Raw genomic sequence first — 25,391 nt, 5'->3', positions numbered from 1 at the left:
CCCGCCGCCGGTTGTCCGCGCGCCGCCCATGGGCGTAGCATCCTTGCCATTCCACGCGGCCTGAAGCGCCGCGCCTATGGCTCGGGAGGAGCGCATGTCGATCATCAGGCTTTCGGTGCTGGGGGACGGGACCTACGCCCCCGACCAGGCGGGCAACATTTCGCCCGAGGAATTCTCGTCCCGCCGCGGCAAGGACTCGCGCGGCGAGGGGCGGATGGACAAGTACCTGCGCGGCGCGCGCCCGCGGCCGGGCGACCCGCTCTGGCGCTACCTTGAAAAATCGCTCTCGGTCGAGGCGGCGAAGCTGCCCGCGGACAAGCCGGTGACGGTGATGGTCCACGGCTTCCAGTTCGACCCGGCGAGCGTGGTGATGCGCCCGCCGCATCACCACAAGGCCGACAACCCCCATGCGCGCCTCTATCATTTCGAGGAGCATGACGAGCTGCGCGAGATGAAGGCGCATTCGACGAGCTGGCCGCTGGGCCTCGGCTTCGCCGAAGGTGATGGCGGGGCCGAGGGGCTGTGCATCGGCTTCGGCTGGTATTCGAACCCGGGGTTCTTCTCGTCCCTCTTCGATCACGGGATGAATTTCTACGCCAAGGCGTATCGCAACGCCGAGGACGCGGCCTGGCAGCTTCTGTGCACGCTGGAGATCCTGACCACGGTGCTGGACCGCAAGGTGGACCTGTTCTGCCACTCGCTCGGCAGCCGGGTGGTGGTGCGGGCGCTGGCGATGGCGGCCTCGCCGCTCTCGGACCTCGGCGCGATGGTGGACGGCAGGCTGACGCCGGGGGCCTGGACCGAAACGCTGGACCGGGTCGACCGGGTGGTGATCCTGGCGGGGGCGGAGAAGGTGCTGGAGGCGCAGCTGATGATGTCGCTGCTGACCACGCTGCGCGCCGAGGGGACGGACGTGACCCCGTGGTTCTTCAACATCGTGAGCCGCGAGAACGACGTGCTCGACAAGCTGGGCGAGAATTTCGGCCCCTCCTCGCCCGGCTCCAAGCAGGTGATCGGGCATAACGGGCTCGAGAAACGCGACGTGAACTGGGTGGACGTGCAGCTTGACGACGTGCTGGTGGGCGAATGGTTCCACGACGCGCACGGGCTGAAGATCTCGGGCGACAACCAGAGCTCGGTCTTCGCGGTGATGGATCACTGGATCCACTACACCTGGCGGGACAACATGAAGGTCTACAACCGCATCCTGCGCGAGCGGGACGCCTGGAGCGTTCCGGGGCTGAAGGCGGTGCGCCACAAGGGCGAGGACATCTTCAACAAGATCCGCCTGAACCGCGGCAAGGGCTTCCGCAGCTTCGACTGAGGGGGCGGCGTCCGGGCCTGCGCCGGGGTCCTGGTGGGGGCCTGGCGGGGTCTCGGCGCGGGCCCGCGGCTTGCGTCGGGCCCCGGCGGAAGCTACATCCCGAAACAGACGACCTGAAACCAATCAAGGGGGCGGCCCATGGCCATGGAAGCGGCTGAGATCGAGCGTCTGATCAAGGAGGCGTTCCCGGGCGCCGTCGTGGAGATCACCGATCTCGCCGGGGATGGCGACCATTACGCCGCCTCGGTCACGGCCGAGGAATTCCGCGGCATGAACCGCGTCCAGCAGCAGCGCGCCGTCTACGCCGCCCTGAAGGGCCGCATGGGCGGGGAGCTGCACGCGCTGGCGCTGACCACCAAGGCGCCGGAGTGACGCCTGGGTGACGCCGGGGTGACGGGCCCGCGCGGGCGCTGAACCGGACGCCTTACGATCCGCGGGCAGGGGCCTTGTTCCCTGCGCCCGCGGCCCCACATCACGCCCTTGAGACAGGGCCGAGCCGCCGCGGCGACCGCGCCCGGCTGCGAGCGAAAAGGACCGAGCCATGACCAATCCCGCGCATGACGCGATCAAGGCCGATATCGACGCCAACGACGTGGTGCTGTTCATGAAGGGCACCGCCTCGATGCCGCAATGCGGCTTCTCCAGCCGCGTGGCGGGGGTGCTCAACTACATGGGCGTGACGTTCAAGGACGTGAACGTGCTGGCCGACGACGCGATCCGCCAGGGCATCAAGGAGTTCTCGGACTGGCCGACCATCCCGCAGCTCTACGTGAAGGGCGAGTTCGTGGGCGGTTGCGACATCATCACCGAGATGACCCTGTCGGGCGAGCTCGACAGCCTGTTCGAGCAGAACGGCGTCGCCTATGACAAGGACGCCGCCGAGAAGATCCGCGAAGCCAACAAGGGCTGAGCCGCTCGCCCCTCGGGGCTGAGCCGCGCGCCCCTCGGGGCTGCGCCGCGGGCCTGCGGGCAGCGGCGCCGGCCTTCGGGCCGGGTGAGACAGGAAAGGGCCGCGCCCCGGGCTGGGGCGCGGCCCTTTTGCGTGCTGCGCGGGGGATGGGGAGAAGGGCCGCGGCCCCCGTCCCATGCCCCGCGCGCGCCCCTCTCCCCTCCCGCGCGGCGGGGCGCGGCGGGGCGCGGGGGCGCGCCGGTCAGCGGCGGCGGCGCAGGGCGACGAGGCCGCCCAGCCCGGCCAGCAGCAGCGGCGCGGCGGCGGGCAGGGGGACGTCCGAGGCGCCGATGGCGTTTTCCTCGAGCACGATGTTGTCGAAGATCGGGAAGGTGCCGTCGGCCATGGCGCTGATGGTGAGGCTGCTCAGCCCCATGTAGCCGGTCGCGGTATAGGTGGTCGGGGCGCTGGCGGTGGTGTCGACGGCGTCATAGGCCGAGCCGCCCTCGGCGATGACCCCGGTGAACTCCAGCCTGCCGTCGCTGTCGAAGGCCGTCGCGTAGTCGAGGCCCAGGAAGTTGAAGGTCCCCCCGGAGGTCGCGGTGATCGTCAGCTGCGCGCCGGACCCGTTGAACATGTAGAGGTCGTCGTCGAAGGGGGCCAGCGCGGCGTTGAAGTCGTTGTCGACGATGTTCTGGATGACTCCGTTGGCGGTGAAGGTGAAGCCGTCTTCGGTGAAGGTCGTGTCGGTGGTCCGCGTGAACGTGCCATCCGCGGCGCGCCCGTTGAAATCGATGGTCACGGGCGCCGCGGCGGCGGAAGACGCGGCGATGGCGGCGGCGAGGCCCAGGAGCGTTGCGCGGAGCGAGGAGAATGTCATTTGCAGATCCTTTGAGGCGCGTGCGGCGAGGGCGACGCATGAAGGGAGGGAGGATCGGAATGGACGGCGCCGTTCACGAAGAATTCATCCCTTGGATCTGCGCTGACCGACAACCCCGATGGGGCCATGAACCTGCAAAAGGCGCCGTTTCAGCGCAGGCTTTTCTGCACCGCGGTGGTGTATGCGCCAGAATGGATAAGATATTGATGTGTATTGTTATTTAGAGCGCCCCGCGCGGGGCGCCGGGTTTCGTTTCCGGCGCCGTCACGGGCGCCGCCGGGGAATCGCCCCGGACCCGCCCCGCCGCGCGCCTCAGCCCCCGGCGCCTTCCTCGATGTCGCCGATCAGCACCCGGATGCGGCGGGTGGCTTCCTCGAGCGCGCGGGCGGCCTCGGCGGCGTCGGCCGGGTCGCCCCCGGCCTCGGCCCGGGCCTCGGCGGCCTGGGCGCGGGCCTTGAGCCCGTCGATCTCGGCCTCCGACGCCTCGATCTGGTCCGAGAGGAGCGCGTTGCGGTGCTCGGCCGCCGCGATGCGGTCGCGCAGGGCGGCGATCTCGGCCGCCGCGGCGGCCTCCGGCTCCCCGGCCCGCAGGCGCGCGTTCTCTTTCTCGAGCGCCTCGAGCCGGGCGGCGTCGGCGCCCCCGGCGGCGCCGGATTTCAGCGCCTCGAGCTCATCCTGAAGCCGGTCGCGGGCCGAGGCCGCGCGCTCGGCGTCGACGCGCAGGCGCTCCATCTCCAGCATCGTTTCGGCCAGGTCCGCGGAGAGGCGGGATTTCTCCGCCTCCAGCGCCTGTTCGCGCGCCTCCACCTCGCCGAGCTTCGCCGAGAGGCGGCTCGCCTCCTTGCCCTGCGCCTCGACCGCGCGCAGGCGGTCGGCGACGAGCAGGCCCGACATCAGCAAGAGCCGCGTCTCGGACAGGTTGGAGAACTGCGACAGCAGCGCGTCGGCCTCCTGGCGCAGCCGCGCGGCGACCGCTTCCAGGTGGGGCTCCTGCCCGTCCTCGCAGGCGACGCGGTACTTGCGCGCGCCGATCTGAACCTCAAGATCCGCCATGGAACATCCCGTCGGGCCGGGCCGCCCGGGGCGGGCGGCGCGGCGTCAAGTGCAAGCTGCGGGGCCGCGCGCGGCGCGGCCCGTGTCCGGGGCATGATTCACGCCCCGGCCGCCTGATGCCAGCGATTTTCGGGAAAATCGTCAGGACGCGGGAAGGCGGCCCGCGGGCCGCGCCCCGGCGGCGCCCTTCAGGACACCTGCCGCAGGTCGCGCAGCGCGTCCTCGACCAGCCGCGCTTCCTCGGCCCGGGCCGAGCGCAGGGCGGTCAGCGCCGCGCGGGCGGCGTCGCGCTCGCGCTCGGCCAGCGCCAGCGCGGCCTCGAGCTCGGCCACCCGGTCGCGCAGGCCCTCCGACTCCGCCGCGCCGCCGTTCGGCGCGCCGCCCATCTGCAGCCCCGGCAGCATCCCGGCCCCGCCGCGCGGGGCCGCCTGCGCCATGGCGGGGGCGATCATCCGCCGGGTCACGACGGTCTCGAGTTCATTCAACGCGGCCGCGAACCCCTTCCGCGCCGCGACCACGGCGCCCTTCTTCGCACTCATCCCCGATCCTTCCATTTCGCCCGAAACACCACGCAGGACGGATCCGGCGCGCACGCCGCCCGGGGCAGGGCGGGCGCGGGGCGCCGGAGAACCATAATGAGCGACACGTTAACACCGCGCGTACGCCCCGCCGACCCCCGAATCGCGCCGCGGGCGCCGCAAATCGCGCCAAAAGCCCGTTCATCGGCCCTTTGCGGCCCGTGTCGCCTTGACCGGAACGGGGGGGCGTGACAAGAGGCCCGCGACCCCGGAACCCCATCGGCGCGGCCCGGACGCCTTGCCCGGCCCGCGACGCCAGCACGAAGAGAGCGACCCCTTGGACATCTCCGATCTGCGCGCCAAGCACCCCGAGCACTGGATGAAGGCCGCCGCCCTGCGCGTCCTGGCCATGGACGCGGTCCAGGCCGCCAATTCCGGCCACCCCGGCATGCCGATGGGCATGGCCGACGTCGCCACCGTCCTGTTCGAGAAGCACCTGAAGTTCGACGCCTCGGCGCCCGAGTGGCCGGACCGCGACCGGTTCGTGCTGTCCGCGGGCCATGGCTCGATGCTCATCTACGGGCTGCTGCACCTGTGCGGCTACCCGGAGATGGACATGGACCAGATCCGCAACTTCCGCCAGATGGGCTACAAGACCGCCGGGCACCCGGAATACGGCCACGCCCCGGGGATCGAGACCACGACCGGCCCGCTCGGCCAGGGCATCGCCACCGCCGTGGGCATGGCGATGGGCGAGGCCTCGATGGCCGCGCGCTTCGGCAAGAAGGTCGTCGACCACTACACCTACGTGATCGCCGGCGACGGCTGCCTGATGGAGGGCATCAGCCAGGAGGCCATCGGCCTCGCGGGCAAGCAGCAGCTGGGCAAGCTGATCGTGCTGTGGGACGACAACGGCATCACCATCGACGGCTCGGTCGAGGCGTCGGACATGACCGACCAGGTGGCGCGGTTCGAGGCTTCGGGCTGGCACGCGATCTCCTGCGACGGGCATGACCCGGAGGCGATCGACGCCGCCATCGCCGCCGCCAAGGCCGACAAGCGCCCGTCGCTGGTCGCGTGCAAGACGCATATCGGCTACGGCTCGCCGGCCAAGCAGGACACCGCGGGCGCCCATGGCGCGCCGCTTGGGGATGCCGAGATCGCCAAGGTGCGCGAGATCTACGGCTGGACCGCGGCGCCGTTCGAGATCCCGGCCGACGTGGCCGCCGCCTGGACCGCCATCGGCGCCCGCGGCGCCGCGGACCGGCAGGAGTGGGAGGGGCGCCTCGCGACCCTCTCGGCCGCCCGCCAGGCCGAATTCGCCCGCGTGGTGTCGGGCGAGGCGCCGAAGAAGCTCGCCGGCGCGGTGCGCAAGGTGAAGAAGCAGGCCGTCGAGGACATGCCGAAGGTCGCCACCCGCAAGGCGTCCGAGATGGCGCTGGAGGCGATCAACGCCGCGATGCCCGAGACCATCGGCGGCTCGGCCGACCTGACCGGGTCGAACAACACCAGGACCGCGGGTCTGGGCACGTTCGACGCCGATGACCGCAAGGGCCGCTACGTCTATTACGGCATCCGCGAGCACGGCATGGCCGCGGCCATGAACGGCCTGGCGCTGCATGGCGGCTGCGCGCCCTATGGCGGCACCTTCATGTGCTTCGCCGATTACGCGCGCGGCGCCATGCGCCTCTCGGCGCTGATGGGCCTGCGCGTGGGCTACGTGATGACCCACGACTCGATCGGCCTCGGCGAAGACGGCCCGACCCACCAGCCGGTGGAGCACCTGGCCTCGCTGCGCGCCATGCCGAACATGAACGTGTTCCGCCCGGCCGACCTGACCGAGACCGTCGAGGCCTGGGAAATCGCGATGACGACCCAGCGCACCCCGTCGGTGCTGGCCCTGTCGCGCCAGAACGTGCCCGCGGTGCGCGAGAAGTTCGTCGGCAAGAACATGACCGCCTTCGGCGCCTACGTGCTGGCCGAGGCGGAGGCCAAGCGCCGCGCGATCCTGATCGCCACCGGCACCGAGGTCGAGATCGCGCTGGCCGCGAAGGCGATCCTCGAGGCCGAGGGCATCGGCGTGCGCGTCGTCTCGGCCCCCTGCCTGGAACTGTTCGCCCAGCAGGACGAGAAGTACCGCAAGAAGGTGCTGCCCGCCGGTCCGGTGCGCGTGGCGGTCGAGGCCGCGACCTCCTTCGGCTGGGACCGCTGGCTCTGCGCCGAGCGGGGCTCGGAGAAGAAGGCGGCCTTCGTGGGTCTCGACAGCTTCGGCGCCTCGGCCCCGGCGCCCGAGCTCTACAAGCATTTCGGCATCACCGCCGAGAACGTGGCCGAGAAGGTGCGCGGCCTGCTCTGAGGCCCGCGCGCGCCGATCGCCGGCAGGGAAGGGGCGGCCCGTCGCGGCCGCCCCTTTCGCGTGCCGGGCTCCCGTCCCGCGTCCGGGGCGGGGGCGCCCTTTCGGACGCTTGACCCCGGGCCGCCGCGCGTGTCCGTTGGGGACGTGCAACCGGAGTCGCATATGACGCTTACTGCCGCAGACCTGGCCGCCGAGGCCGCCGCCGCCCTGGGCGAGCGGGTGGTCGACGCGCGCCCCCTCGCCGGGGGCGACCTGAACCTTGCGCTGCTGGTCCGGTGCGAGAGCGGGCGGGAGATGGTGGTCAAGTCCGGCCCCGCGCCGCGGGTGGAGGGCGAGATGCTCTCGGCCCTGCGCGCCGCCGGGGCCCCGGCGCCCGCGGTGCTGGGCGCCACGCCCCACGCGCTGGCGCTGGAGCGGCTGGACCATGACGGCGCGGGGCTGGGCCCCGAGGGCTGGGCCGAACTGGGGCGGGCGCTGCGCGCGCTGCACGACGCGCCCGCGCCCGCCGGGGCCGCGCTGGGCTGGCCCGAGGACTACGCCTTCTCGGGCGTCGCGATCCCCGGCGCCCCGGCCGCCGACTGGCCGTCCTTCTGGGCGGAGCGGCGGCTGGCGCCGTCGCTGCCGCACCTGCCCGCGGACCTGGCGCTGCGGGTCGAGCGGGTGGCGGCGACGCTGCCGGACCGGCTTCCGGCCGCGCCGCTGTCGCTGCTGCACGGCGACCTGTGGGTGGGCAACCTGCTGGCCGCGGGCGGGCGCTTCACGGCGCTGATCGACCCGGCCTGCTGCTATGGCGACGGCGAGGCGGACCTGGCGATGCTGAACCTGTTCGGCGCCCCGGGCGAGGGGTTTGCCGAGGCCTACGGCCCGCTGGCCCCGGGGGCGGGAGAGCGGCGGGCGGTCTACCAGCTCTGGCCCGCCATCGTGCACGTGCGCCTGTTCGGGGCGGGGTATCACGGGCTGCTGGACCGGATCCTGCGCGCCGCCGGGGCCTGAGACGCCGCCCGTCCCAAAACGAAACGCGCCGCCCCCTGGGGGCGGCGCGCTGCGTTTCAGCCCTGCGGGGCCGGATCAGGCGTCGGCGAGCGATTCGGCCAGCGCGGCGAACATCGCGGCGCCGTCGGTCCCGCCATGGAGCGCGTCCACGGCCCGCTCCGGGTGGGGCATCATGCCCAGCACGCGGCGGTTCTCGGACAGGATGCCCGCGATGTCGTCCGCGGCCCCGTTGGGCGCGCCGCCGGCATAGGTGAAGGCGACCCGGTCCTGGTCCTTGAGCGCGGCCAGCGTCTCGGCGTCCGCGCGGTAGTTGCCGTCATGGTGCGCGATCGGGATGGTGATCTCGCCGCCCGGCTTGTAGCCGCGGGTGAAGGGGCTGTCGGCGGTCTCGACCTTCAGCGCGACGTCCTTGCACAGGAAGCGCAGGCCGGAGTTGCGCATCAGCACGCCGGGCAGCAGGCCGGTTTCGCACAGCACCTGGAAGCCGTTGCAGACCCCGAGGGCGTGGCCGCCGCCATGCACGAAATCGACCACGGCGCGCATGATCGGCATCCGCGCGGCGATGGCGCCGCAGCGCAGGTGGTCGCCGAACGAAAAGCCGCCAGGAATGGCGACGAGGTCGAGGCCCTTCGGCAGCTCCGTCTCCTTGTGCCAGACAAGGGCGGGGGCGCGGCCGGCGGCGCGCTCCAGCGCCGTGGCCATGTCGCGGTCGCAGTTCGAGCCGGGGAAGATCAGGACGGCGGTCTTCATCGCGATACCCTCATCGGAAAGGATGGGCGAGCGGGCGCGGCCTGCGCGCCCGGCGCGGATCAGTCGAGCTCGACCTTCCAGCTCTCGATCACGGTGTTGGCGAGCAGGGCGTCGCACATCTTCTCGACCTCGGCGCGGGCTTTGCCCTCGTCGGTCTCGGCGAGGTCGATCTCGATCATCTTGCCCTGGCGGACGCCTTCGACGCCGCTGAAGCCGAGGGCGCCGAGCGCGTGGCGGATCGCCTCGCCCTGGGGATCGAGCACGCCGGTCTTGAGGGTGACGTAAACGCGGGCGCGCATGGCAGCCTCCTGTCGCATCGCTGGGAGTTCGCGCGGGGCTTAGCGCGGATCGGCGGCGGAGGCCAGAGGCGATGCGGCGCAGAGGGGGCGTCGGGGGGGCGCAGAGGGGGCGCCGGGGGGCGTCCCGGGGACGCATCGGGGGCGATTCCGGCGCGGAGGGGCCGGGCCTGCGCCCGGCGGCCGGGATTCGGGGCCTCTGCGGGGCGGCCCCCGGGGCGGCGGCGCGGCGCGGGGGCGGGGGGCGCGCGGTCAGCCGTCCAGCTTCTTGAGCCATTCGCGCGTCATGCGGGCGACATGGCCGGTGAAGCTCGAATCGATGGCGCGGGAGAGGAACAGCGCCCCGACCCCGTCGGCGCCGCTGTGCATGATCAGAGTCGCGCGGGTGTTGCGGTTGGTTCCGAAGCCGCAGGCGATCACCGCGTCATGGGTTCCGCCGAGGCCGATCAGCTCCACCGTCCAACCCGCGTGGCGCAGCGCCCTGGCGCCGTGGATGCGCGCGGTTTCCTGGAACGCCAGGGCGGCGGCCTCGAGGCAATGCGCCTCGGTCCGGGTGATGCCGAGGTCGATCACCGTCCAGGGGCCGATATCGGGGATCCGGGTGCCCTCGGCGCGGATCACCCGCGGGGCGCGGGGGCCTTCGGCGTCGGCGATCACGGCGGGGAGGAGGGGCGCCTGCAGGGCGGGCGGGGCGATGGCGGGCCGCGGGTCGGCGCGGCCGGGAATCGCCGAGGCGAGGAAGGCGAGGGCGGCGAGGGCGAGCATCCCGGCCAGCGCGGCCAGCCCCTCGGCCCGCAGGCCGAACGGCCCTTCCACCGCCCCGAGGCGCAGCGCGGCGGCGCGCGGCGCGTGGCGATGGGCGGGGGCGTGGCGATGGGCGGGGGCGTGGGGATGGCCGGGGGCGTGGGGATGGGCGTGGGCGTGCGCGGGCCCGGCTGCGGCGTCCGACGGCGCGGCGTCGAGGAAGCGCGCATCCCCCCGCGCGCCGCGCATGGTGGAGAGGGGGCGGGCCCGCTCCGGGCCGTCGGCTGCAAGGGCTGCCTGCTGATGCTCCATCCCTGGTTCTCCCGTTCCGCGTTGAAACGAAAGATGAGGCGACAGCCTTTCCGGGAGCCTAACGCGCGCGACGGGACGCCGCGGATTTCCGGCGAATCCGCTGCGCTCCCCGCGGGCGCGGCGGGGGCGGGTGGGGCGGCGGGGCGTGAAGGTGCGCGCAAACGAAACGCGCCGGGGCGGGGCCCCGGCGCGCGTCATGCGATTCGCGTTCCTTGCGCGGCCCGGCGGGGCCGGGCGGGATCAGTGGACCAGCTTGGGCCCCGATTCCCCGGCGCCGCCGCCCGCGGGCAGGATGCCGAGCCGGGTCGCGACCTCGGTATAGGTGTCGGCCAGGTCGCCCAGGTCGCGGCGGAACACGTCCTTGTCGAGCTTCTTGCCCGTCTTGACGTCCCACAGCCGGCAGCTGTCGGGGCTGATCTCATCCGCCACTACGATGCGCTGGAAGTCGTCTTCCCAGACGCGCCCGGCCTCGATCTTGAAATCGACGAGGCGGATGCCGACGCCGAGGAACAGGCCCGACAGGAAGTCGTTCACCCGCAGCGCGAGGGCGATCATGTCGTCCATGTCCTGCTGGGTGGCCCAGTTGAACGCGAGGATATGCTCCTCGGTCACCATCGGGTCGCCGAGCTTGTCGTCCTTGAAGTAGAACTCGATGATCGGGCGGGGCAGCGGCGTGCCTTCCTCGATCCCGAGACGCTTCGAGAGGGACCCGGCGGCGACGTTGCGCACCACGATCTCCACCGGGATCATCTCCACCGCGCGGATGAGTTGTTCGCGCATGTTGAGACGCTTGATGAAATGGGTCGGCACGCCGATGGCGTTCAGGCCCAGCATCACGTGCTCGGAAATCCGGTTGTTCAGGACGCCCTTGCCGTCGAAGATCGCGTGCTTCTCGCCGTTGCCGGCGGTGGCGTCGTCCTTGAAGTGCTGGATCAGGGTGTCCGGCTCGGGGCCCTCGTACAGGATCTTCGCCTTGCCTTCGTAGACCAGTCTGCGGCGCGCCATGGGTGTCTCCAGGGGGTCCGAAATAGGGAATGGGCCGCGCGGCGGAAGCCGGGCGGCCGAGGGGCTGCGTATACGCCGGGGAAGGCCGCTTGCCAAGGGGCGCCTGCGCCGCGCCCGGGCGCTTGCGCGAAGAAACCGATCCGGCGGTGCAGAAGGGGCCGGTTGTCGCGCCCGGGCGGGGGTCCGGGCGCTGTACACGGGCCGCGCCGGGGGGTACACCGGGCGTCAGGGTACGGACCACGGGCGGAGGAACCCCAGATGACCACCTTCGACAATCGCGAGCAGGCGTTCGAGAACAAGTACGCCCATGACGCTGAAATGCAGTTCAAGGCGCAGGCGCGCCGGGACAAGCTCCTGGGCCTCTGGGCCGCCGAGCAGATGGGCCTGTCGGGCGACGAGGCCGAGACCTATGCGCGCTCGGTCGTGATCGCCGACCTCGAAGAGGCCGGGGACGAGGACGTGTTCCGCAAGGTCTCCGCCGATCTCGAGGGCAAGGGCCTGTCCACCGAGGGCCTGCGCGCCAAGATGGACGAGCTGCTGGCCGTCGCGAAGACGCAGGTCTTCAACGAGGCCGACTGATCCCGTCAGCGGGTTTCGGAACAAGAGGAAGGGGCGGCCCGGCGGGCCGCCCCTTCGTCATTTGCGCCGCCGGAAAGGGCGGGGCGGGGGCGGGCGCGGTCAGGCCGCGCGGCGCCGGGCGGCCCCGAGGGCGGCGAGCGCGCCGAGCATCAGCGCCGCGCCGCCGGGCAGCGGCACGTCCGAGACGGCGGCGGTGTAGCTCAGCGCGATCTCGCCCACCGTGAAGGTCGGCGGCGAGGTGAGCTGCCCGGTGGCGGAGATGCTGAGCGTGTTCAGCCCGTTCACCACCAGCGCGCCGACATCGAGGTCGATCGAAGCCGGCTGGCTGTAATAGGCGCCCGTGCTCTCGAAGCTCGGCAGAACCGTCCCGTTGAAGGCGACGCTCATCGTCAGGGCGTCCGGGTCGCCGCTCCACTGGCCGAAGCGCAGGTGAAGGCTGGCGGGCCCGGGAAGGACGCCGGACAGGGTGAACCCGGCGAGGGCGTGGGACGTTCCCGTCTCGAGGCCGATGTAGAACGCGGGGTCGGAGGCGGTGGCGGCCTGGGCCGAGGCGGCGCCGAGCAGCGCCATGCCGGCCGCGAGGGCGGCGGTTCGTGCAGTCTTCATCTGGATCTCCCCGGATCGGGCGCGGGCGAACGGATGAAGCGCCCGGGCTCGTTTCAGGAAAGGCTGAAGACTTCCGCTAGGTCAACGTCGTTGGAGGCGCCCCGGGCGCCGCGCGCCGCGTCTCAGCCCGGCAGCAGGGCGTCGATGGCGGCGAGGATGTCGGGGTCGCGCGGCTTGACCTCGGAATCCCAGGCCCCGGCCAGCCGCCCGTCGGGCCCGACCAGGTATTTGTGGAAGTTCCAGCGCGGGCTGGGCAGGTCCTGCGCCTTGGCCTGCGCTTCGGCCCAGCGGTAGAACGGGTGCGCGCCGCGCCCCTTCACCTGCACAAGCTCGGTCATCGGGAAGTCTACCTCGAACTGCGCCTCGCAGAAATCGCGGATCTTGCCCTCGTCCTCGAACTCCTGGCGGCCGAAATCGCGGCTCGGGGCGCCGATCACCACCAGCCCGCGATCCTTGCGCGAGGACCAGAGCGCCTGCAGCCCCTCGTATTGCGGGGTGAAGCCGCAGCGCGAGGCGGTGTTGACCACCAGCAGCGGACGCCCGGCGAATTCCGACAGCGCGAGGGTCCCGTCGCGCCGCTCGAGCGTCGCGAAGCTGAAGCCATGCGCGCCGGCCGGGTCGGCCGATGCGGCCGCGGCGGCGATGCGCGGGGCGGCGAGGGCGGCGGCGGCGCCGAGCAGGGCGCCGCGTCTGGTCACGCTGTTGGACACGCTAGCTCTCCGGATCTCGAGGATTGTCGGATGTCGAGGAACGTCGCCCCCAAGGGTGGCGCCCTGCGCCGCCGGGTCAAGCGGGCATCGGGCTGCGGCGGGGCGCCGCGGGCGGGGGCGCAAAGCCGAGTTCTTGACTCCGATCAATGCGTGCGGGGCGTAACGAATGCACTGATGTGCATGTGAAAGATGATGGAGGCTGACATGTATCGCTTGTTCCAGGTCGTGTTCGCGATGGCGGGAACCACGCTTGCGGGCGTGATGGTCACGGCATGGCTGGTGGCGCCGCAGCTGCAGGCGCTGATGAACATCTGGGTGGCGGCGGGGATCGGGTTCGCGCTCGGGCTGCCGTTCTCCTGGTATGTCGCGAAGAAGATCAACCATGTGGCCGACGGCCCCGGCTCGCACCCGCTGCCGGAGTGACGCGGCCCGGCCCGGGGAGGCCGGAAGGACGCGAAGGCCCCGCCGCGGCGACGCGGCGGGGCCTTTCTTGCGCAGGTCTGACATGTGGGCGTCAGGCGCGGGCGAGGCGCAGGGCGGCGGCCTCGGCCGGGGCCTCGGACCCGCCGGGCAGGAAGGCGGCGACGATGGCGGGCGCGGCGCCGGGCGGCGCGACGCGGTACACGGCGCAGGCGCTGAACGGCCCGGCGCCGGAATGGCCCGCCGCCGCCGCATCCCCCCACGCGCCGCACATGACCCCGAGCCCGTAGCCATGGCGCGTCCAGGGGCGGCCCGGAAGGGCGCCCCCGAGGGTGCGCTCGCGCGTCATCCGCGCCCAGGCGGGGCCGGCGGCGAGGGCGGCCAGGAGCTCCGCCGCGTCCCGCGCCGTGCCGGTGAGGCAGCCGGGCGCGACCCAGCCGGGATCGTAGTCCGACGCCTCGGCCCGCGCCTCGGGCCAGGGCAGCCCGTCCCAGTCGGCCGGGCTGCGGGCGAGCCGCAGGCCCGCGGGCGCCCCGGGGATAAGGCGCGGCAGCAGGGCGTCGAGGGGCGCGCCCCCGGCGGCCTCCACCGCCTCGCGCGCCAGCATGCAGCCGATATTGGAATAAGCCCAGCCTGCGCCCGGTGCGAAGGGCGGGGGCGGGATGCGGGCGAGGAATGCGTCCCGGTCCCAGGCCGGGCCGCGTGCGGCGACGGCGTCGTGATAGGCGCGCAGCCCGCCATAGCAGGGCGCCCCGGCGGTATGGGCGAGGAGCTGGCGCAGGGTCCAGCCGCGCGCGGGGTCGGGCGCGTCGAGCGCGAGCGCCCCCGCATCGGCCAGCGCCAGGACGGCGGCGGCGGTCGCGGTCTTGGTGACGCTCCAGAACGGGAAGCGGGCCCCGGGATCGCCGAGGATCCGGGCCGGGCCGTCGGGGCGCAGGACGCAGGCATGGAGAGCGTCGGTCATGGGCGCCAGCCTGCGCCCGCGCGGCGGTGGAGGCAATCCGCGGCGAAATCCAGGGGGAATTCGCGCAAGTCGCCCCGGGTCGTTATTTCGTTTGGTTGCGCGAAGGAGAAAGTATACGGAATTAACCATTAGCTCATCAAGAACCTGGGGATCACCTGATGACCGCTTTTCGCACGACCGCCGCCGCGGCGGCCCTCGCGCTTTGCGCCGCCGCGCCCGCCTCGGCCGCCATGCTGATCTCGATCGACGATGTCGGCTCGGACCTGTCGATCACCTATGCGGGCACGCTCGACCTCAGCGGCTACACCGCGGTCGAGACCTTCGGCGTTTCCAACTTCCGCGCCCTGCGGTCCAACCAGGCGGCGATCTTCAACCTCTCCGGCTCCTACCAGCGCTACCAGTTCGCCTTCTCCCTGACGCCCTTCGGCACGGACCCCGAGATCTTCGCCGCCGCCGGCGCGGGCGACAGCTTCTACATCCTGCCCGGCTACATCTCCGTCCCGCTCGGCTATGTGTCGGGCACGTTCTTGGCGGGCGAGGTCCAGTTCGCGAACACGAGCATCGCGGCCCTGGGCATGAGCGCGGGCACGCAGGAGGCCGTTCTGCCGAACGACAGCATCACCATCGCCATCGGCCAGGGCGGCGGCCTGTCGGCGGACGTGCCGGTCCCGGCCGCCGCGCCGCTGCTGCTGGGGGCGCTGGGCCTCGGGGGCTTCATCGCCCGCCGCAAGGGCTGAGCCGCGCCGCACATACCGCGCCGCTGAAATGCAGAACGCCCCGGCCATGGCCGGGGCGTTTCGCGTTCTCGGGGGCGGGCGGCGCCTCAGTGTTCGCCGAACACCCGGTCGAAGATCACGTCGACGCGCTTGGTGTGGTAGCCGAGGTCGAATTTCTCCTCGAGCTCGGCCTCGGACATGTACCCGCGCACCTCGTCGTCGCCCTTCAGCTCGGTCAGGAAGTCGGCGCCCTGTTCCCAGACCTTCATCGCGTTGCGCTGCACCAGCTTGTAGCTGTCCTCGCGCGAGGCGCCCTTCTGGGTCAGGGCCAGCAGCACGCGCTGCGAATGCACCAAGCCTTTGAACTTGTTGAGGTTCGCCATCATGTTCTCGGGGTAGACCACCAGCTTGTCGATCACCATGGTCAGGCGCGCGAGGGCGAAATCGAGGGTGACGGTGGTGTCCGGGCCGATATTGCGCTCGACCGAGGAGTGGGAGATGTCCCGCTCATGCCACAGCGCCACGTTCTCCATCGCCGGGACCACGGCCATGCGCACGAGGCGGGCGAGGCCGGTCAGGTTCTCGGTCAGCACCGGGTTGCGCTTGTGCGGCATCGCCGAGGAGCCCTTCTGGCCCTTGGAGAAGAACTCCTCGGCCTCGAGGACCTCGGTGCGCTGCATGTGGCGGATCTCGATGGCGATGTTCTCGATCGAGGAGGCGACGACGCCCATGGCCGCGAAGAAGGCGGCGTGGCGGTCGCGCGGGATCACCTGGGTGGAGATCGGCTCGGGCTTGAGGCCGAGCTTGGCGCAGACGTGTTCTTCGACCGCCGGGTCGATATTGGCGAAGGTGCCGACGGCGCCGGAGATGGCGCCGGTGGCGATCTCCTCGCGCGCGACCTTCATGCGGGCCAGGTTGCGGTCCATCTCGGCGTAGAAGCGCGCGAAGGTCAGGCCCATGGTCACCGGCTCGGCATGGATGCCGTGGGAGCGGCCGATGCGGACGGTCATCTTGTGCTCGAAGGCGCGGCGCTTGAGGGCGGCGAGGAGCGCCTCGATGTCGGCGATGATGATGTCGGCGGCGCGCACCAGCTGCACGTTGAAGCAGGTGTCGAGCACGTCCGAGGAGGTCATGCCCTGGTGGACGAAGCGGGCTTCCTCGGCGCCGACATGCTCGGCGAGGTGCGTGAGGAAGGCGATGACGTCATGCTTGGTGACGGCCTCGATCTCGTCGATGCGGGCGACGTCGAATTCCACGTCCTTGGCCTTCCACACGGCGTCCGCGTTCTCGCGCGGGATGACGCCGAGATCGGCCTGCGCGTCGCAGGCATGGGCCTCGATCTCGTACCAGATGCGGAACTTCGATTCGGGCGACCAGATGGCGACCATCTCGGGGCGGGAGTAGCGGGGGATCATGGCGGCCTCCGGGCTCGTGGTGCGTGCGCCGGGTCGCGGCCGTCGGGCGGCGCGGGGGCGCGGGAATTGCGTCGATCTCGCGCGCGGTGTAGCCGGGGGGCATGGATGATGCAACGAAACGTCGCGCCGCAGGCGCGCGGGGGAAAGGCGACGCCGCAGGCGCGCGGGGGACAGGCGACGCCGCAGGGGCGCAGGCGCCGGGCGCATCCGGGCAGGACGCCGCGGGCGCGGGCGCGGGGCTGGACCGCCCCGGCGGCGGCGGCGGGCTGCGCCACCCGGCGTTGCGCTTGCTCGGGCGCTGGCGGCTGACGCGGCGGATCGAGGATTTCCACGCCGCGCAGGAGGGCGCGTTCCACGGCGAGGCGGAGCTTCGGCATGAGCCCGGCGCCCCCGACCGGCTGGCCTGGGAGGAGGAGGGGCTGCTGCGGCTGGGCAAGGCCGAGGCGCGCGGGCGGCGGGCCTATCTTTGGCGGCTCCAGCCCCCGGACGTGGTGGAGATCAGCCACGCGGACGGGAGGTTCTTCCACCTGCTGCGGGTGAAGGGGGACGGGGACGCGGTCTCGCATGATTGTCCGCCCGACCTCTACAAGGGCGAGTACCGGTTCGAGACGCCGGACCGCTGGACCCTGGAATGGCGGGTGACCGGCCCGCGCAAGGATTACCGGATGCTGACGGTGCACGAGCGGATCGGCTGAGCGGCGCGGCCGGGGCGGGGGGCGGAGGCCCTGGCGGGGGAGGCCCGCGCCCCTTTCGGCGGAGAATCGCCACCCCGCCTCCGCGCCCCGCTTTTCGCGCCCCCTTCGCGCCCCTCGCGTCCCGCGCCCGGCGCGCCCGGGCCGCGGCCTTCGGCGCAGGCCCGGCCCGGGGCCGCCCCTGGGGCGCCTTTCGCTCCGTGCATGGCAGCCATGCAAATCACGCTGCGGCGCAGCGTTTCCCGGGGTGAAATACTCGGATCCCGTGGCTTTCCTTTCCTGGTGCAGGAAGGTTAAACCTTTGCCGCGCAACGCCGACCCCGCCGGACTTGAGGGGCGGGACGGCCGCGCTGCACCGCGGTGCGGGAAGGCCCCCGCCCGTGGCGGCGCGCCCCCGCGCGGCAATTCATTGCCCCCGCCGCCCGGCCGCGGCCGCGGGGGACGAACGAGAGAGCAAGAGAGGAAGACGCGCATGAACGCGAAGCTGCTCGCCGACACCTTCGGCCCCGCCGAGGGCGCCGGTCTCTGGATCAAGCGCGCCGCGCTGGTCGTCGCCGGCGTGGCGATCCTGGCCCTGGCCGCGAAGATCAAGGTTCCGATGTGGCCCGTGCCGCTGACCATGGGCACCTTCGCGGTGCTGGCCATGGGCGCCGCCTACGGCCCCCGCCTCGGCCTCGTAACCATCCTGGGCTACATGGCCGTGGGCGCGCTGGGCTTCGACGTCTTCGCCGGCTCCTCGGCCGAGAAGGCGGGCCTGGCCTACATGGCGGGCGGCACCGGCGGGTACCTGGCGGGCTACGTGCTGGCGGTGCTGGCGCTGGGGACCGCGGCCCTGAAGGGCTGGGACCGCTCGCCGGTCAAGATGGCCGCCGCGATGCTGATCGGCAACGCGCTGATCTACATCCCGGGCCTCGCCTGGCTGCAGATGCTCTACGCGGGCGAATCCTTCGCCACGATCCTGGACTGGGGCCTGGTCCCGTTCCTGGTCGGCGACGCGATCAAGCTGGCCCTGGCCGCGGCGCTGCTGCCCGCCGCCTGGAAGCTGATCGGCGACGCGCGCGCCTGATCGGGGGGGGGGCGGGGGCCGCGCGGCCCCCGTCAGCCCAGCCGGTCCACGACCTTGAGGGCGGCGGAGGGGAGACCTTCCGCCGCCCCTTCCTTTTCCAGCGCCCAGGTCTTCGCGTCGATCCGCGCGCCCTTGGCGGTGACATGCGCCTGCATCGAGAGGCGCCAGCGGTTCGGCCCGCTGCGCGCGACGGTCCCGAACCCGGCGCCGCCATCCGAGAATTCGACCATGCAGGGGACGGCGCCCTCGGCCCGGCGGGGCAGGGGGCCTGCGCCGCGCGCGCCCTTGTAAAGATGGGTGTTGGAGAAGCGCAGCGCGATGGCGGCGCGGTCCTGGTCGGGCATCGGCGGTCTTGTCCTGGGGCGGCGGGGGCGACATGCGGCGCACCGCACGTTCTATTCAAAACATGAACGAATTTACAGAAAACTGTGATACGGGGCGATCAGCGCATGTTCGAGTGCGCCGACTCTATCTGGGGGAATGACATGATCCGTACCACTCTCGCCGCCGCGGCCCTCGCCCTGGCCGCCGCGTCGCCTGCGGCTGCAGTATCGCAGACCGGGGCGCTGCCCGACAGCGCCTACATCACCTTCGGCGGGCTCGACTGGGCCTGGGCGGCGCCGGTGGCCAACGGCGCCAGCCCGATCAACTTCACCTTCCAGGGCGCCTATGGCTGGCGCCTGCCGACGGACCTGGAGCTGGCCTCGGCGCCGACGATCTTCGACTTCGCCTTCGACGGCGCGAATGTTCCGGTCGGCGGGTCCGACCCGGCCACCGGCGCGAACTTCCATGTCGAGAACCCGGCCCGCACGTCGGCCGCCGCCTGCGCCGCGCCGTGGTTCAGCGACGCCTATTCCCATTGCGACTGGCAGGACGGCAACGGGGGCGGCCTGGGCTGGAGCTGGGCGACGTCGAGCGACGTTGGCTCCGAGGACCAGCTGGTCGTCCGCGCCGCCGCCGTTTCGGACGTGCCGCTTCCGGCCGCCGCGCCGCTGCTGCTGCTGGGCCTGGGGGGCCTCGCCGCGCTGCGCCGTCGCGCGGCCTGAGGCGCGGGCTCGAGAAACACGAAAGGGCGGCCCGCCGGGGCCGCCCTTTTTGCATCGCCGAGACCCGTTCAGTCCCCCGCTCAGCCCCCCAGCGCCGCCTTGAGCAATTCGCGCGTGTAGGGGTGCTGCGGGTCGGTGAACACCTGCTCCGCGGTTCCGCTTTCCACCACGTCGCCCTGTTTCATCACCAGGATCCGGTGCGAGAGGGCGCGCACCACCTTCAGGTCGTGGCTGATGAAGATATAGGCCAGCCCGCGCCGCTTCTGCAGGTCGCGCAGAAGCTCGACGATCTGCACCTGCACGGTCATGTCGAGCGCGCTGGTCGGCTCGTCCAGCACCAGCAGGCGCGGCTTCAGCGCCACCGCCCGGGCGATGGCGATGCGCTGGCGCTGCCCGCCCGAGAATTCATGCGGGTAGCGGTCCATCATCGCGGGGTCGAGGCCGACTTCCGTCAGCGCGTCGGCCACCACCTCGCGCCGCGCGCGGCCATCCCCCGTGCCGTGGACCTCGAGCCCCTCGGCCACGATCCGCTCGATCGACATGCGCGGGCTGAGGGAGCCGTAGGGGTCCTGGAACACCACCTGGAAGGCGGCGCGCAGGGGGCGCATCTCCTTGCCCGCAAGCCCGTCGATGCGCCGCCCCAGCGCCTCGATCCGCCCCTCGGAGCGGATGAGGCGCAGGAGGGCCAGCGCCATGGTGGTCTTGCCCGAGCCGGATTCGCCGACGATGCCGAGCGTCTCGCCTTCGTGCAGGGAGAAATCGGCGCCGTTGACGGCCTTCACATGGCCGACGGTCTTCTTGAGGAACCCGCGCTTGATGGGGAACCAGACCTTGAGGCCCTCGGCCCGGGCGATCTCGGGGGCGTCCGCGGGGGGCGGGGGGGCCACGCCCTTGGGCTCGGCCGCCAGCAGCTTTTGCGTGTAGGGGTGCCGGGGGGCGTCGAACAGCGCCTGGGTCGGCCCCTGTTCGACGATCTCGCCATCCTTCATCACGCAGGTGCGGTCGGCGATGCGGCGCACGATGCCGAGGTCATGGGTGATGAAGAGCATCGACAGCCCCTCGTCCCGCTGAAGCTGTTTCAGCAGGTCGAGGATCTGGGCCTGGATGGTGACGTCGAGCGCGGTGGTCGGCTCGTCCGCGATCAGCAGCTTGGGGTCGTTGGCCAGCGCCATGGCGATCATCACCCGCTGGCGCTGCCCGCCCGAAAGCTGGTGCGGGTAGTCGCCGAGGCGGCCCGCCGCGTCGCGGATGCCGACCTTGTCCAGCAGCTCGATCATCCGCGCCCGCGCCGGGGCGCCCGAGAGGCCCTTGTGCAGCGCGAGGCTCTCGCCCAGCTGCTTCTCGATGGTGTGCAGCGGGTTGAGCGAGGTCATCGGCTCCTGGAAGATGAAGCTGACCTGGTTGCCGCGCACCCGGCGCAGCTCGGCGCCCGGGGCGCCGACCATCTCGGCCCCCTCGAGGCGCACGGAGCCGCCCACCACCGCCGATTCCGGCAAGAGGCCGACGGTGGAGAGGGCGGTGATGGACTTGCCCGAGCCGGATTCCCCCACCAGCGCCACGCATTCCCCGGCCTCGACCCGGAAGCCGACGCCGTGCACGGCCTGCGCGACGGCGCCCTTGCGGCCCTTGAAGCCGATGGTCAGCCCTTCGATGGCAAGCAGGCTCATGTCAGGGTCTTCCGCGGGTCGAAGGCGTCGCGCACCGCTTCGAAGACGAAGACCAGAAGCGAGAGCATGATCGCGAAGGTGAAGAAGGCGGCGAAGCCGAGCCAGGGGGCCTGCAGGTTGTTCTTGCCCTGCAGCGCCAGGTCCCCGAGCGAGGGGTAGGAGGCCGGGAGCCCGAAGCCGATGAAGTCGAGCGTCGCGAGGGTGGAGATGGAGCCCGTCAGGATGAAGGGCATCATCGTCAGCGTGGCGACCATGGCGTTGGGGGCGACGTGGCGGAACATGATCTTGCCGTCGCTCACCCCCAGCGCTCGGGCGGCGCGCACGTATTCGAAGTTGCGCGCCCGCAGGAACTCGGCCCGCACCACGCCCACGAGCGTGGTCCAGGAGAAGAGCACCAGCAGCCCGAGGAAGATCCAGAAATTCGGGTCGATCACCGCCGCCACGATCATGATGAGGTAGAGCGCGGGGATGGCGGACCAGATCTCCTCGATCCGCTGGGTGATCAGGTCGAACCAGCCGCCGAAATAGCCGCAGGAGGCGCCGATCAGGAAGCCGATGGCCGAGGCCGCGGCGGTCAGCGCCAGCCCGAACAGGACCGAGATGCGGAACCCGTAGATGATCCGCGCCAGCACGTCCCGCGCCTGGTCGTCGGTGCCGAGCCAGTTGACGTCGTCGGGCGGGGACGGCGCGGCGGCGACGTCGTAATTGATGGTGTCGAAGCTGAAGGGGATCAGCGGCCAGGTCATCGAGCCGGGGACGGCGCCCTCGGGGGTCTCGCCCGCCTTGATGGCGTCGATCAGCCCCTCGGGGTCGTCGAAGCAGTCCTCGAGGCCGCCGGTGACGACCAGGCACTGCACCTCGATCGAACGGTAATCGGCCTCGGTCTCGAAATCGCCGCCGAAGGCGGTTTCGGGATAGGCGGTCAGGAGGGGGAACATCACCTCGCCGCGATAGGTGACCATCAGCGGCTTGTCATTGGCCACGACCTCGGCGACCAGCGAGATGGCGAAGAGGACGAGGAACAGCCAGAGCGACCAGAACCCGCGGCCATTGGCGCGGAAATTCTCCCACCGGCGCTTCTGCAGCGGGTCGAGGGTGAAGAGCCCGCGGCGGGGCGGCGGGGGCGGGGCGGCCGTGTCGGCGGAAGCGCTCATGTCTCGCGGCTCTCGAAATCGATGCGCGGGTCGATCCACACATAGGTCAGGTCGGAGATCAGCTTCACCACCAGCCCGATGAGGGAGAAGAGGTAGAGCGTGCCGAACACCACCGGGTAGTCGCGGTTCACCAGGCTCTCGAACCCCAGCAGGCCCAGGCCGTCGAGCGAGAACACGATCTCGATCACCAGCGCGCCGGTGAAGAAGATCGAGACGAACGCGGCCGGGAAGCCGGCGACGACGATCAGCATCGCGTTGCGGAACACGTGGCCGTAGAGGACCTTGCGCTCGGACACGCCCTTGGCGCGGGCGGTGACGACGTATTGCTTCTTGATCTCGTCGAGGAAGCTGTTCTTGGTCAGCAGCGTCAGCGTGGCGAAGCCCGAGATCGACATGGCGATCACCGGCAGGGTGATGTGCCAGAAGTAATCCGCCACCTTGCCCAGCAGCGAGAGCTGCTCGAAGTCGTCCGACACCAGCCCGCGCAGCGGGAAGGCCGAGAGATACGAGCCCCCGGCGAAGAAGATCAGCAGCATGACCGCGAACAGGAAGCCCGGCACCGCGTAGCCGACGATGATGACGCCCGAGGTCACCGCGTCGAAGCGCGAGCCGTCCTTGACCGCCTTGCGGATGCCGAGGGGGATGGAGACGAGGTAGCTCAGGAGCGTGGTCCAGAGGCCGAGCGAGATGGAGACGGGCATCTTCTCCATCACCAGCTCCAGCACCCCGACCGAGCGGAAATAGCTCTCTCCGAAATCGAAGGTGGCGTAGTTCCACATCATGTTGAGGAACCGCTCGACGGGCGGCTTGTCGAAGCCGAACTGGGCCTCGAGCTCCTTGATGAACTCGGGGTCCAGCCCCTGCGCGCCGCGATAGTCCGAGGACGCGCCCGCGCCCTGGCCGCCCGACTGGGCGCCCGCGTCGCCGCCGCCGCCGGTGAAGCGGTCGGTGGCGGAGGTGGGGTCGTTGATCTGGGCGATGATCCGTTCCACCGGCCCGCCGGGGGCGAACTGGATCACGGCGAAGTTGATCAGCATGATCCCGACCAGCGTCGGGATCATGAGAAGGAGGCGGCGCAGGATGTAAGGGCCCATTCAGTCCTCGGTCCGGCGGGGACGGGGCGGGCGCTCGTCCGCGCGGACGGGAATGCGGCGCGGCTCGGGGCGCGCGGCGAGGCCCGCGGCCGCGAGGGCCCCGAGCGCGCCGAGCCCGATCAGGATGGCGGCGTCGACCGGCGTCACAGCGCGCCCTCCGCCTCGAGCTTCGCGGCCTTCTCGGCGTCCCACCACCAGAAGGGCATCACCCCGCGGGCGTAGGGCGGCTTGGTCTCGGGGCGGCCGAACACGTCCCAGTAGGCGACGTTGTGGGTCGCCTTGTACCAGTTCGGGGTCCAGATGTGCAGCGACCGCAGCACCCGGTCCAGCGCCTTGCCGGCGGTGTTCAGCGCCGCGCGGCTGTCGGCCTTGATCATGGTCTCGACCAGCGCGTCGACGGCGGGGTTGGAGATGCCGGTCAGGTTCGGCGTCCCGGCCTGGTCGACCGAGGCCGAGTGGAACAGCGCGCGCAGCGCCGGGCCGGGGGTCAGGGACATGGTGAAGCGGCCGGGCACGACGTCGTAGTCGAACTCCTCGACCCGGGCCTGGTACTGCGAGGCGTCGACCACGCGCAGCGACGCGTCGACGCCGAGCTGGCGCAGGTTCTTCACGTAGGGGCCGATGATCCGCTCGAAGGTCGGGCTGTCGTCGAGGAACTCGACCCGCAGCGTCTCGCCGGCCGCGTTGTGCAGCAGCCGGTCCGGGCCGACGGTCCAGCCCGCCGCCTCGAGCAGGTCCAGCGCCTGCTTCTGCAGCCGCCGGTCCAGCCGCCCGCGGGCCTTGGTGACCGGGGGCATGTAGGCGGGGTCGGTGAAGACGCTCTCGGGCAGGTGCGCGCGCAGCGGCTCGAGCAGCGCCAGCTCGGCCTCGGACGGCATGCCCTCGGCCGCCATGGGGGAGTTCTGGAAGAAGCTGACGGTGCGGTCATAGAGGCCGTAGAACAGCTTCTCGTTCGACCATTCGAAATCGAAGGCCATGGCCAGCGCCTCGCGCACGCGCGGGTCCTGGAACTGCGGGCGGCGGGTGTTGAACCAGAAGCCCTGGGTGCCCGAGGGCGAGCCGTCGGGGAGCATGTCGCGCTTCACCCAGCCCTTGTCGAGGGCGGGGAAGTCATAGCCGGTGGCCCAGATCTTGGAGAAAAACTCCTCGTGGAACAGGAAGGCGCCGCCCTTGAAGGCTTCGAAGGACGCCGTGTAGTCCTTGAAATACTCGAAGATGATTTCGTCGAAGTTCCACGTGCCGATCATGGCGGGGTGGGCGGCGGCCCAGTAGTCCTCGCGCCGCTTGTAGGTGATCGACCGGCCCGGCTTCACGTCGGCGACGACGTAGGGCCCGGCGCCGAGGATCGGTTCGAGGGTCGAGTCCTCGAAGTCGCGCTCGGCCCACCAGGCGCGGGAGAGGATGGAGAGCCCCCCGGCGACGGCGGGCAGGTCGCGGTTCGAGGCGCCCTCGGCGAAGGTGAACTTCACCCGGGTCGGCGACAGCGCCTCGGCGCCGGTGATGTCGCGCAGGTTCAGCCGCAGGCCCGGCGCGCCCTTTTCCTTCAGCGTCTCGAGGCTGAACACCACGTCGTCGGCGGTGAGCGCGGAGCCGTCGGAGAAGGTGACGTCATCGCGCAGGTTGAAGATCACCCAGGAGCGGTCCTCGGGGTATTCGAGCGTGGTGCACATCAGGCAGTAGGCGCTGTCGGCCTCGTCCGCCGATCCGACCAGGATCGAGCCCAGCGTCAGGCCCAGCCCCTGCGCGGCCTCGCCCTTCAGGATGAAGGGGTTGAGGCTGTCGAAGGTGTTGGAGGCCGAGGTCCCGCGCCCGCTCCAGCGCCCGCCCTTGGGCGCGTCGGGGTTCACGTAGTCGAAATGCGGGAAGTCGGCCGGGTACTTGAGGTCCCCGAACGAGGAGATGCCATGGCTGACGATCACGCTCTCGGCGGTGTCCTCGGCGGCTGCGGGGGCGGCGGCGGCGAGGAGCGCGGCGGCGAGGCCGGCGGCTGCGGTCGCGAGCGGGGCTCGGCGGCGAGCATGCATGCGGCGGGTTCTCCCGTGGCGTTTGCGTTGACCTGAATCGTTAGGCCCTGCGCGGGGAGGTTTCAAGGCGAAGGCGCCGCCGCGGACGGTTTCGTGAGCGCGGAGGCGGGCGGCCGCC

The 25,391-nt window shown here is 71.6% G+C and carries 28 protein-coding genes; 11 read left to right on the top strand and 17 right to left on the bottom strand.

Going from position 1 to position 25,391, the window contains the following annotated elements:
- The first annotated feature begins 94 nt into the window (after positions 1-94).
- From ACQ5SO_RS06275 to grxD, 3 genes are all read left to right on the top strand, one after another.
- On the top strand, positions 95-1,324 hold the full coding sequence (locus ACQ5SO_RS06275) for a hypothetical protein (protein WP_430940730.1): 1,230 nt from the start codon (positions 95-97) through the stop codon (positions 1,322-1,324).
- 138 nt (positions 1,325-1,462) lie between these two features.
- Positions 1,463-1,696, top strand: a complete 234-nt coding sequence (locus ACQ5SO_RS06270; protein WP_430940729.1) for a BolA/IbaG family iron-sulfur metabolism protein — start codon at positions 1,463-1,465, stop codon at positions 1,694-1,696.
- 169 nt (positions 1,697-1,865) lie between these two features.
- Positions 1,866-2,234 carry a Grx4 family monothiol glutaredoxin gene (gene grxD / locus ACQ5SO_RS06265; RefSeq protein ID WP_430940728.1) on the top strand — a complete coding sequence of 123 codons (369 nt, stop codon included), beginning with the start codon at positions 1,866-1,868 and terminating at the stop codon, positions 2,232-2,234.
- Between the two features lie 241 nt (positions 2,235-2,475).
- On the opposite strand, the gene ACQ5SO_RS06260 is transcribed toward grxD, so the two are convergent.
- The 3 genes from ACQ5SO_RS06260 to ACQ5SO_RS06250 form a co-directional block, all read right to left on the bottom strand.
- Entirely contained in the window at positions 2,476-3,093 is a 618-nt protein-coding gene (locus tag ACQ5SO_RS06260) for a VPLPA-CTERM sorting domain-containing protein (protein WP_430940727.1), read from the bottom strand.
- A gap of 312 nt (positions 3,094-3,405) precedes the next feature.
- Entirely contained in the window at positions 3,406-4,146 is a 741-nt protein-coding gene (gene zapA / locus ACQ5SO_RS06255) for a cell division protein ZapA (protein ID WP_430940726.1), read from the bottom strand.
- A gap of 188 nt (positions 4,147-4,334) precedes the next feature.
- A complete protein-coding gene (locus tag ACQ5SO_RS06250) occupies positions 4,335-4,685 on the bottom strand; it encodes a hypothetical protein (protein ID WP_430940725.1) in 351 nt (116 codons plus the stop codon).
- 316 nt (positions 4,686-5,001) lie between these two features.
- On the opposite strand from ACQ5SO_RS06250, the gene tkt reads away from it, so the two are divergent.
- Positions 5,002-7,020 carry a transketolase gene (tkt, locus tag ACQ5SO_RS06245; protein ID WP_430940724.1) on the top strand — a complete coding sequence of 673 codons (2,019 nt, stop codon included), beginning with the start codon at positions 5,002-5,004 and terminating at the stop codon, positions 7,018-7,020.
- 162 nt (positions 7,021-7,182) lie between these two features.
- Positions 7,183-8,013: a fructosamine kinase family protein gene (locus ACQ5SO_RS06240; RefSeq protein WP_430940723.1), complete on the top strand. Its 831-nt coding sequence runs from the start codon at positions 7,183-7,185 to the stop codon at positions 8,011-8,013.
- A gap of 75 nt (positions 8,014-8,088) precedes the next feature.
- Here the strand turns inward: ACQ5SO_RS06240 and purQ are convergent, their stop codons facing one another.
- The 4 genes from purQ to purC form a co-directional block, all read right to left on the bottom strand.
- A complete protein-coding gene (gene purQ, locus ACQ5SO_RS06235; protein WP_430940722.1) occupies positions 8,089-8,763 on the bottom strand; it encodes a phosphoribosylformylglycinamidine synthase subunit PurQ in 675 nt (224 codons plus the stop codon).
- 59 nt (positions 8,764-8,822) lie between these two features.
- Complete coding sequence (purS, locus tag ACQ5SO_RS06230; protein ID WP_430940721.1) at positions 8,823-9,062, bottom strand: phosphoribosylformylglycinamidine synthase subunit PurS; 240 nt, start codon at positions 9,060-9,062, stop codon at positions 8,823-8,825.
- 249 nt (positions 9,063-9,311) lie between these two features.
- Positions 9,312-10,115 carry a hypothetical protein gene (locus ACQ5SO_RS06225; protein ID WP_430940720.1) on the bottom strand — a complete coding sequence of 268 codons (804 nt, stop codon included), beginning with the start codon at positions 10,113-10,115 and terminating at the stop codon, positions 9,312-9,314.
- 240 nt (positions 10,116-10,355) lie between these two features.
- Entirely contained in the window at positions 10,356-11,120 is a 765-nt protein-coding gene (gene purC, locus ACQ5SO_RS06220; RefSeq protein ID WP_430940719.1) for a phosphoribosylaminoimidazolesuccinocarboxamide synthase, read from the bottom strand.
- A 258-nt stretch (positions 11,121-11,378) separates the two neighbouring features.
- Between purC and ACQ5SO_RS06215 the strand changes: the two genes are divergently transcribed.
- Entirely contained in the window at positions 11,379-11,699 is a 321-nt protein-coding gene (locus tag ACQ5SO_RS06215; protein ID WP_430940718.1) for a DUF1476 domain-containing protein, read from the top strand.
- Positions 11,700-11,798: 99 nt separating this feature from the next.
- Here ACQ5SO_RS06215 and ACQ5SO_RS06210 read toward each other — a convergent pair whose 3' ends face one another.
- Together ACQ5SO_RS06210 and ACQ5SO_RS06205 are read right to left on the bottom strand one after the other, a co-directional pair.
- The gene (locus ACQ5SO_RS06210) at positions 11,799-12,305 is read right to left on the bottom strand and encodes a hypothetical protein (protein WP_430940717.1); all 507 of its coding nucleotides are present in this window, start codon (positions 12,303-12,305) and stop codon (positions 11,799-11,801) included.
- A 122-nt stretch (positions 12,306-12,427) separates the two neighbouring features.
- Positions 12,428-13,015: a glutathione peroxidase gene (locus ACQ5SO_RS06205; protein ID WP_430940716.1), complete on the bottom strand. Its 588-nt coding sequence runs from the start codon at positions 13,013-13,015 to the stop codon at positions 12,428-12,430.
- Between the two features lie 204 nt (positions 13,016-13,219).
- On the opposite strand from ACQ5SO_RS06205, the gene ACQ5SO_RS06200 reads away from it, so the two are divergent.
- Entirely contained in the window at positions 13,220-13,438 is a 219-nt protein-coding gene (locus tag ACQ5SO_RS06200) for a CTP synthetase (protein ID WP_430940715.1), read from the top strand.
- Positions 13,439-13,529: 91 nt separating this feature from the next.
- On the opposite strand, the gene ACQ5SO_RS06195 is transcribed toward ACQ5SO_RS06200, so the two are convergent.
- Positions 13,530-14,399 (bottom strand): serine hydrolase, encoded by an 870-nt coding sequence (locus ACQ5SO_RS06195; protein WP_430940714.1) that lies wholly within the window; start codon positions 14,397-14,399, stop codon positions 13,530-13,532.
- 158 nt (positions 14,400-14,557) lie between these two features.
- Between ACQ5SO_RS06195 and ACQ5SO_RS06190 the strand changes: the two genes are divergently transcribed.
- The gene (locus ACQ5SO_RS06190; RefSeq protein WP_430940713.1) at positions 14,558-15,136 is read left to right on the top strand and encodes a hypothetical protein; all 579 of its coding nucleotides are present in this window, start codon (positions 14,558-14,560) and stop codon (positions 15,134-15,136) included.
- 86 nt (positions 15,137-15,222) lie between these two features.
- On the opposite strand, the gene purB is transcribed toward ACQ5SO_RS06190, so the two are convergent.
- Positions 15,223-16,530, bottom strand: a complete 1,308-nt coding sequence (gene purB / locus ACQ5SO_RS06185; protein WP_430940712.1) for an adenylosuccinate lyase — start codon at positions 16,528-16,530, stop codon at positions 15,223-15,225.
- Between the two features lie 287 nt (positions 16,531-16,817).
- On the opposite strand from purB, the gene ACQ5SO_RS06180 reads away from it, so the two are divergent.
- Both ACQ5SO_RS06180 and ACQ5SO_RS06175 read left to right on the top strand, forming a co-directional pair.
- Positions 16,818-17,225, top strand: a complete 408-nt coding sequence (locus ACQ5SO_RS06180) for a DUF6314 family protein (protein WP_430940711.1) — start codon at positions 16,818-16,820, stop codon at positions 17,223-17,225.
- 469 nt (positions 17,226-17,694) lie between these two features.
- On the top strand, positions 17,695-18,288 hold the full coding sequence (locus tag ACQ5SO_RS06175; RefSeq protein ID WP_430940710.1) for a biotin transporter BioY: 594 nt from the start codon (positions 17,695-17,697) through the stop codon (positions 18,286-18,288).
- A gap of 32 nt (positions 18,289-18,320) precedes the next feature.
- Here the strand turns inward: ACQ5SO_RS06175 and ACQ5SO_RS06170 are convergent, their stop codons facing one another.
- Positions 18,321-18,632, bottom strand: a complete 312-nt coding sequence (locus tag ACQ5SO_RS06170; RefSeq protein WP_430940709.1) for a hypothetical protein — start codon at positions 18,630-18,632, stop codon at positions 18,321-18,323.
- 141 nt (positions 18,633-18,773) lie between these two features.
- On the opposite strand from ACQ5SO_RS06170, the gene ACQ5SO_RS06165 reads away from it, so the two are divergent.
- Positions 18,774-19,334, top strand: a complete 561-nt coding sequence (locus ACQ5SO_RS06165) for a VPLPA-CTERM sorting domain-containing protein (protein WP_430940708.1) — start codon at positions 18,774-18,776, stop codon at positions 19,332-19,334.
- 80 nt (positions 19,335-19,414) lie between these two features.
- On the opposite strand, the gene ACQ5SO_RS06160 is transcribed toward ACQ5SO_RS06165, so the two are convergent.
- The 5 genes from ACQ5SO_RS06160 to ACQ5SO_RS06140 are packed head-to-tail and all read right to left on the bottom strand — an operon-like array spanning position 19,415 to position 25,273.
- Positions 19,415-21,001: an ABC transporter ATP-binding protein gene (locus ACQ5SO_RS06160; RefSeq protein ID WP_430940707.1), complete on the bottom strand. Its 1,587-nt coding sequence runs from the start codon at positions 20,999-21,001 to the stop codon at positions 19,415-19,417.
- Positions 20,998-22,155, bottom strand: a complete 1,158-nt coding sequence (locus tag ACQ5SO_RS06155; RefSeq protein WP_430940706.1) for an ABC transporter permease — start codon at positions 22,153-22,155, stop codon at positions 20,998-21,000. Before ACQ5SO_RS06155 ends, ACQ5SO_RS06160 begins: the two co-directional genes overlap by 4 nt.
- On the bottom strand, positions 22,152-23,249 hold the full coding sequence (locus tag ACQ5SO_RS06150; protein ID WP_430940705.1) for a microcin C ABC transporter permease YejB: 1,098 nt from the start codon (positions 23,247-23,249) through the stop codon (positions 22,152-22,154). Before ACQ5SO_RS06150 ends, ACQ5SO_RS06155 begins: the two co-directional genes overlap by 4 nt.
- Entirely contained in the window at positions 23,250-23,396 is a 147-nt protein-coding gene (locus ACQ5SO_RS06145) for a hypothetical protein (RefSeq protein ID WP_430940704.1), read from the bottom strand.
- Positions 23,393-25,273 (bottom strand): extracellular solute-binding protein, encoded by a 1,881-nt coding sequence (locus tag ACQ5SO_RS06140; RefSeq protein ID WP_430940703.1) that lies wholly within the window; start codon positions 25,271-25,273, stop codon positions 23,393-23,395. Before ACQ5SO_RS06140 ends, ACQ5SO_RS06145 begins: the two co-directional genes overlap by 4 nt.
- Positions 25,274-25,391: the final 118 nt, after the last annotated feature.

The organism is Rhodovulum sp. DZ06, assembly GCF_050586345.1.
In the GTDB taxonomy this organism is placed as follows: domain Bacteria; phylum Pseudomonadota; class Alphaproteobacteria; order Rhodobacterales; family Rhodobacteraceae; genus JBOCEF01.
The sequence above is the reverse complement of the archived record's forward strand: the minus strand, read 5'-3'. Positions and strand labels throughout refer to the sequence as shown.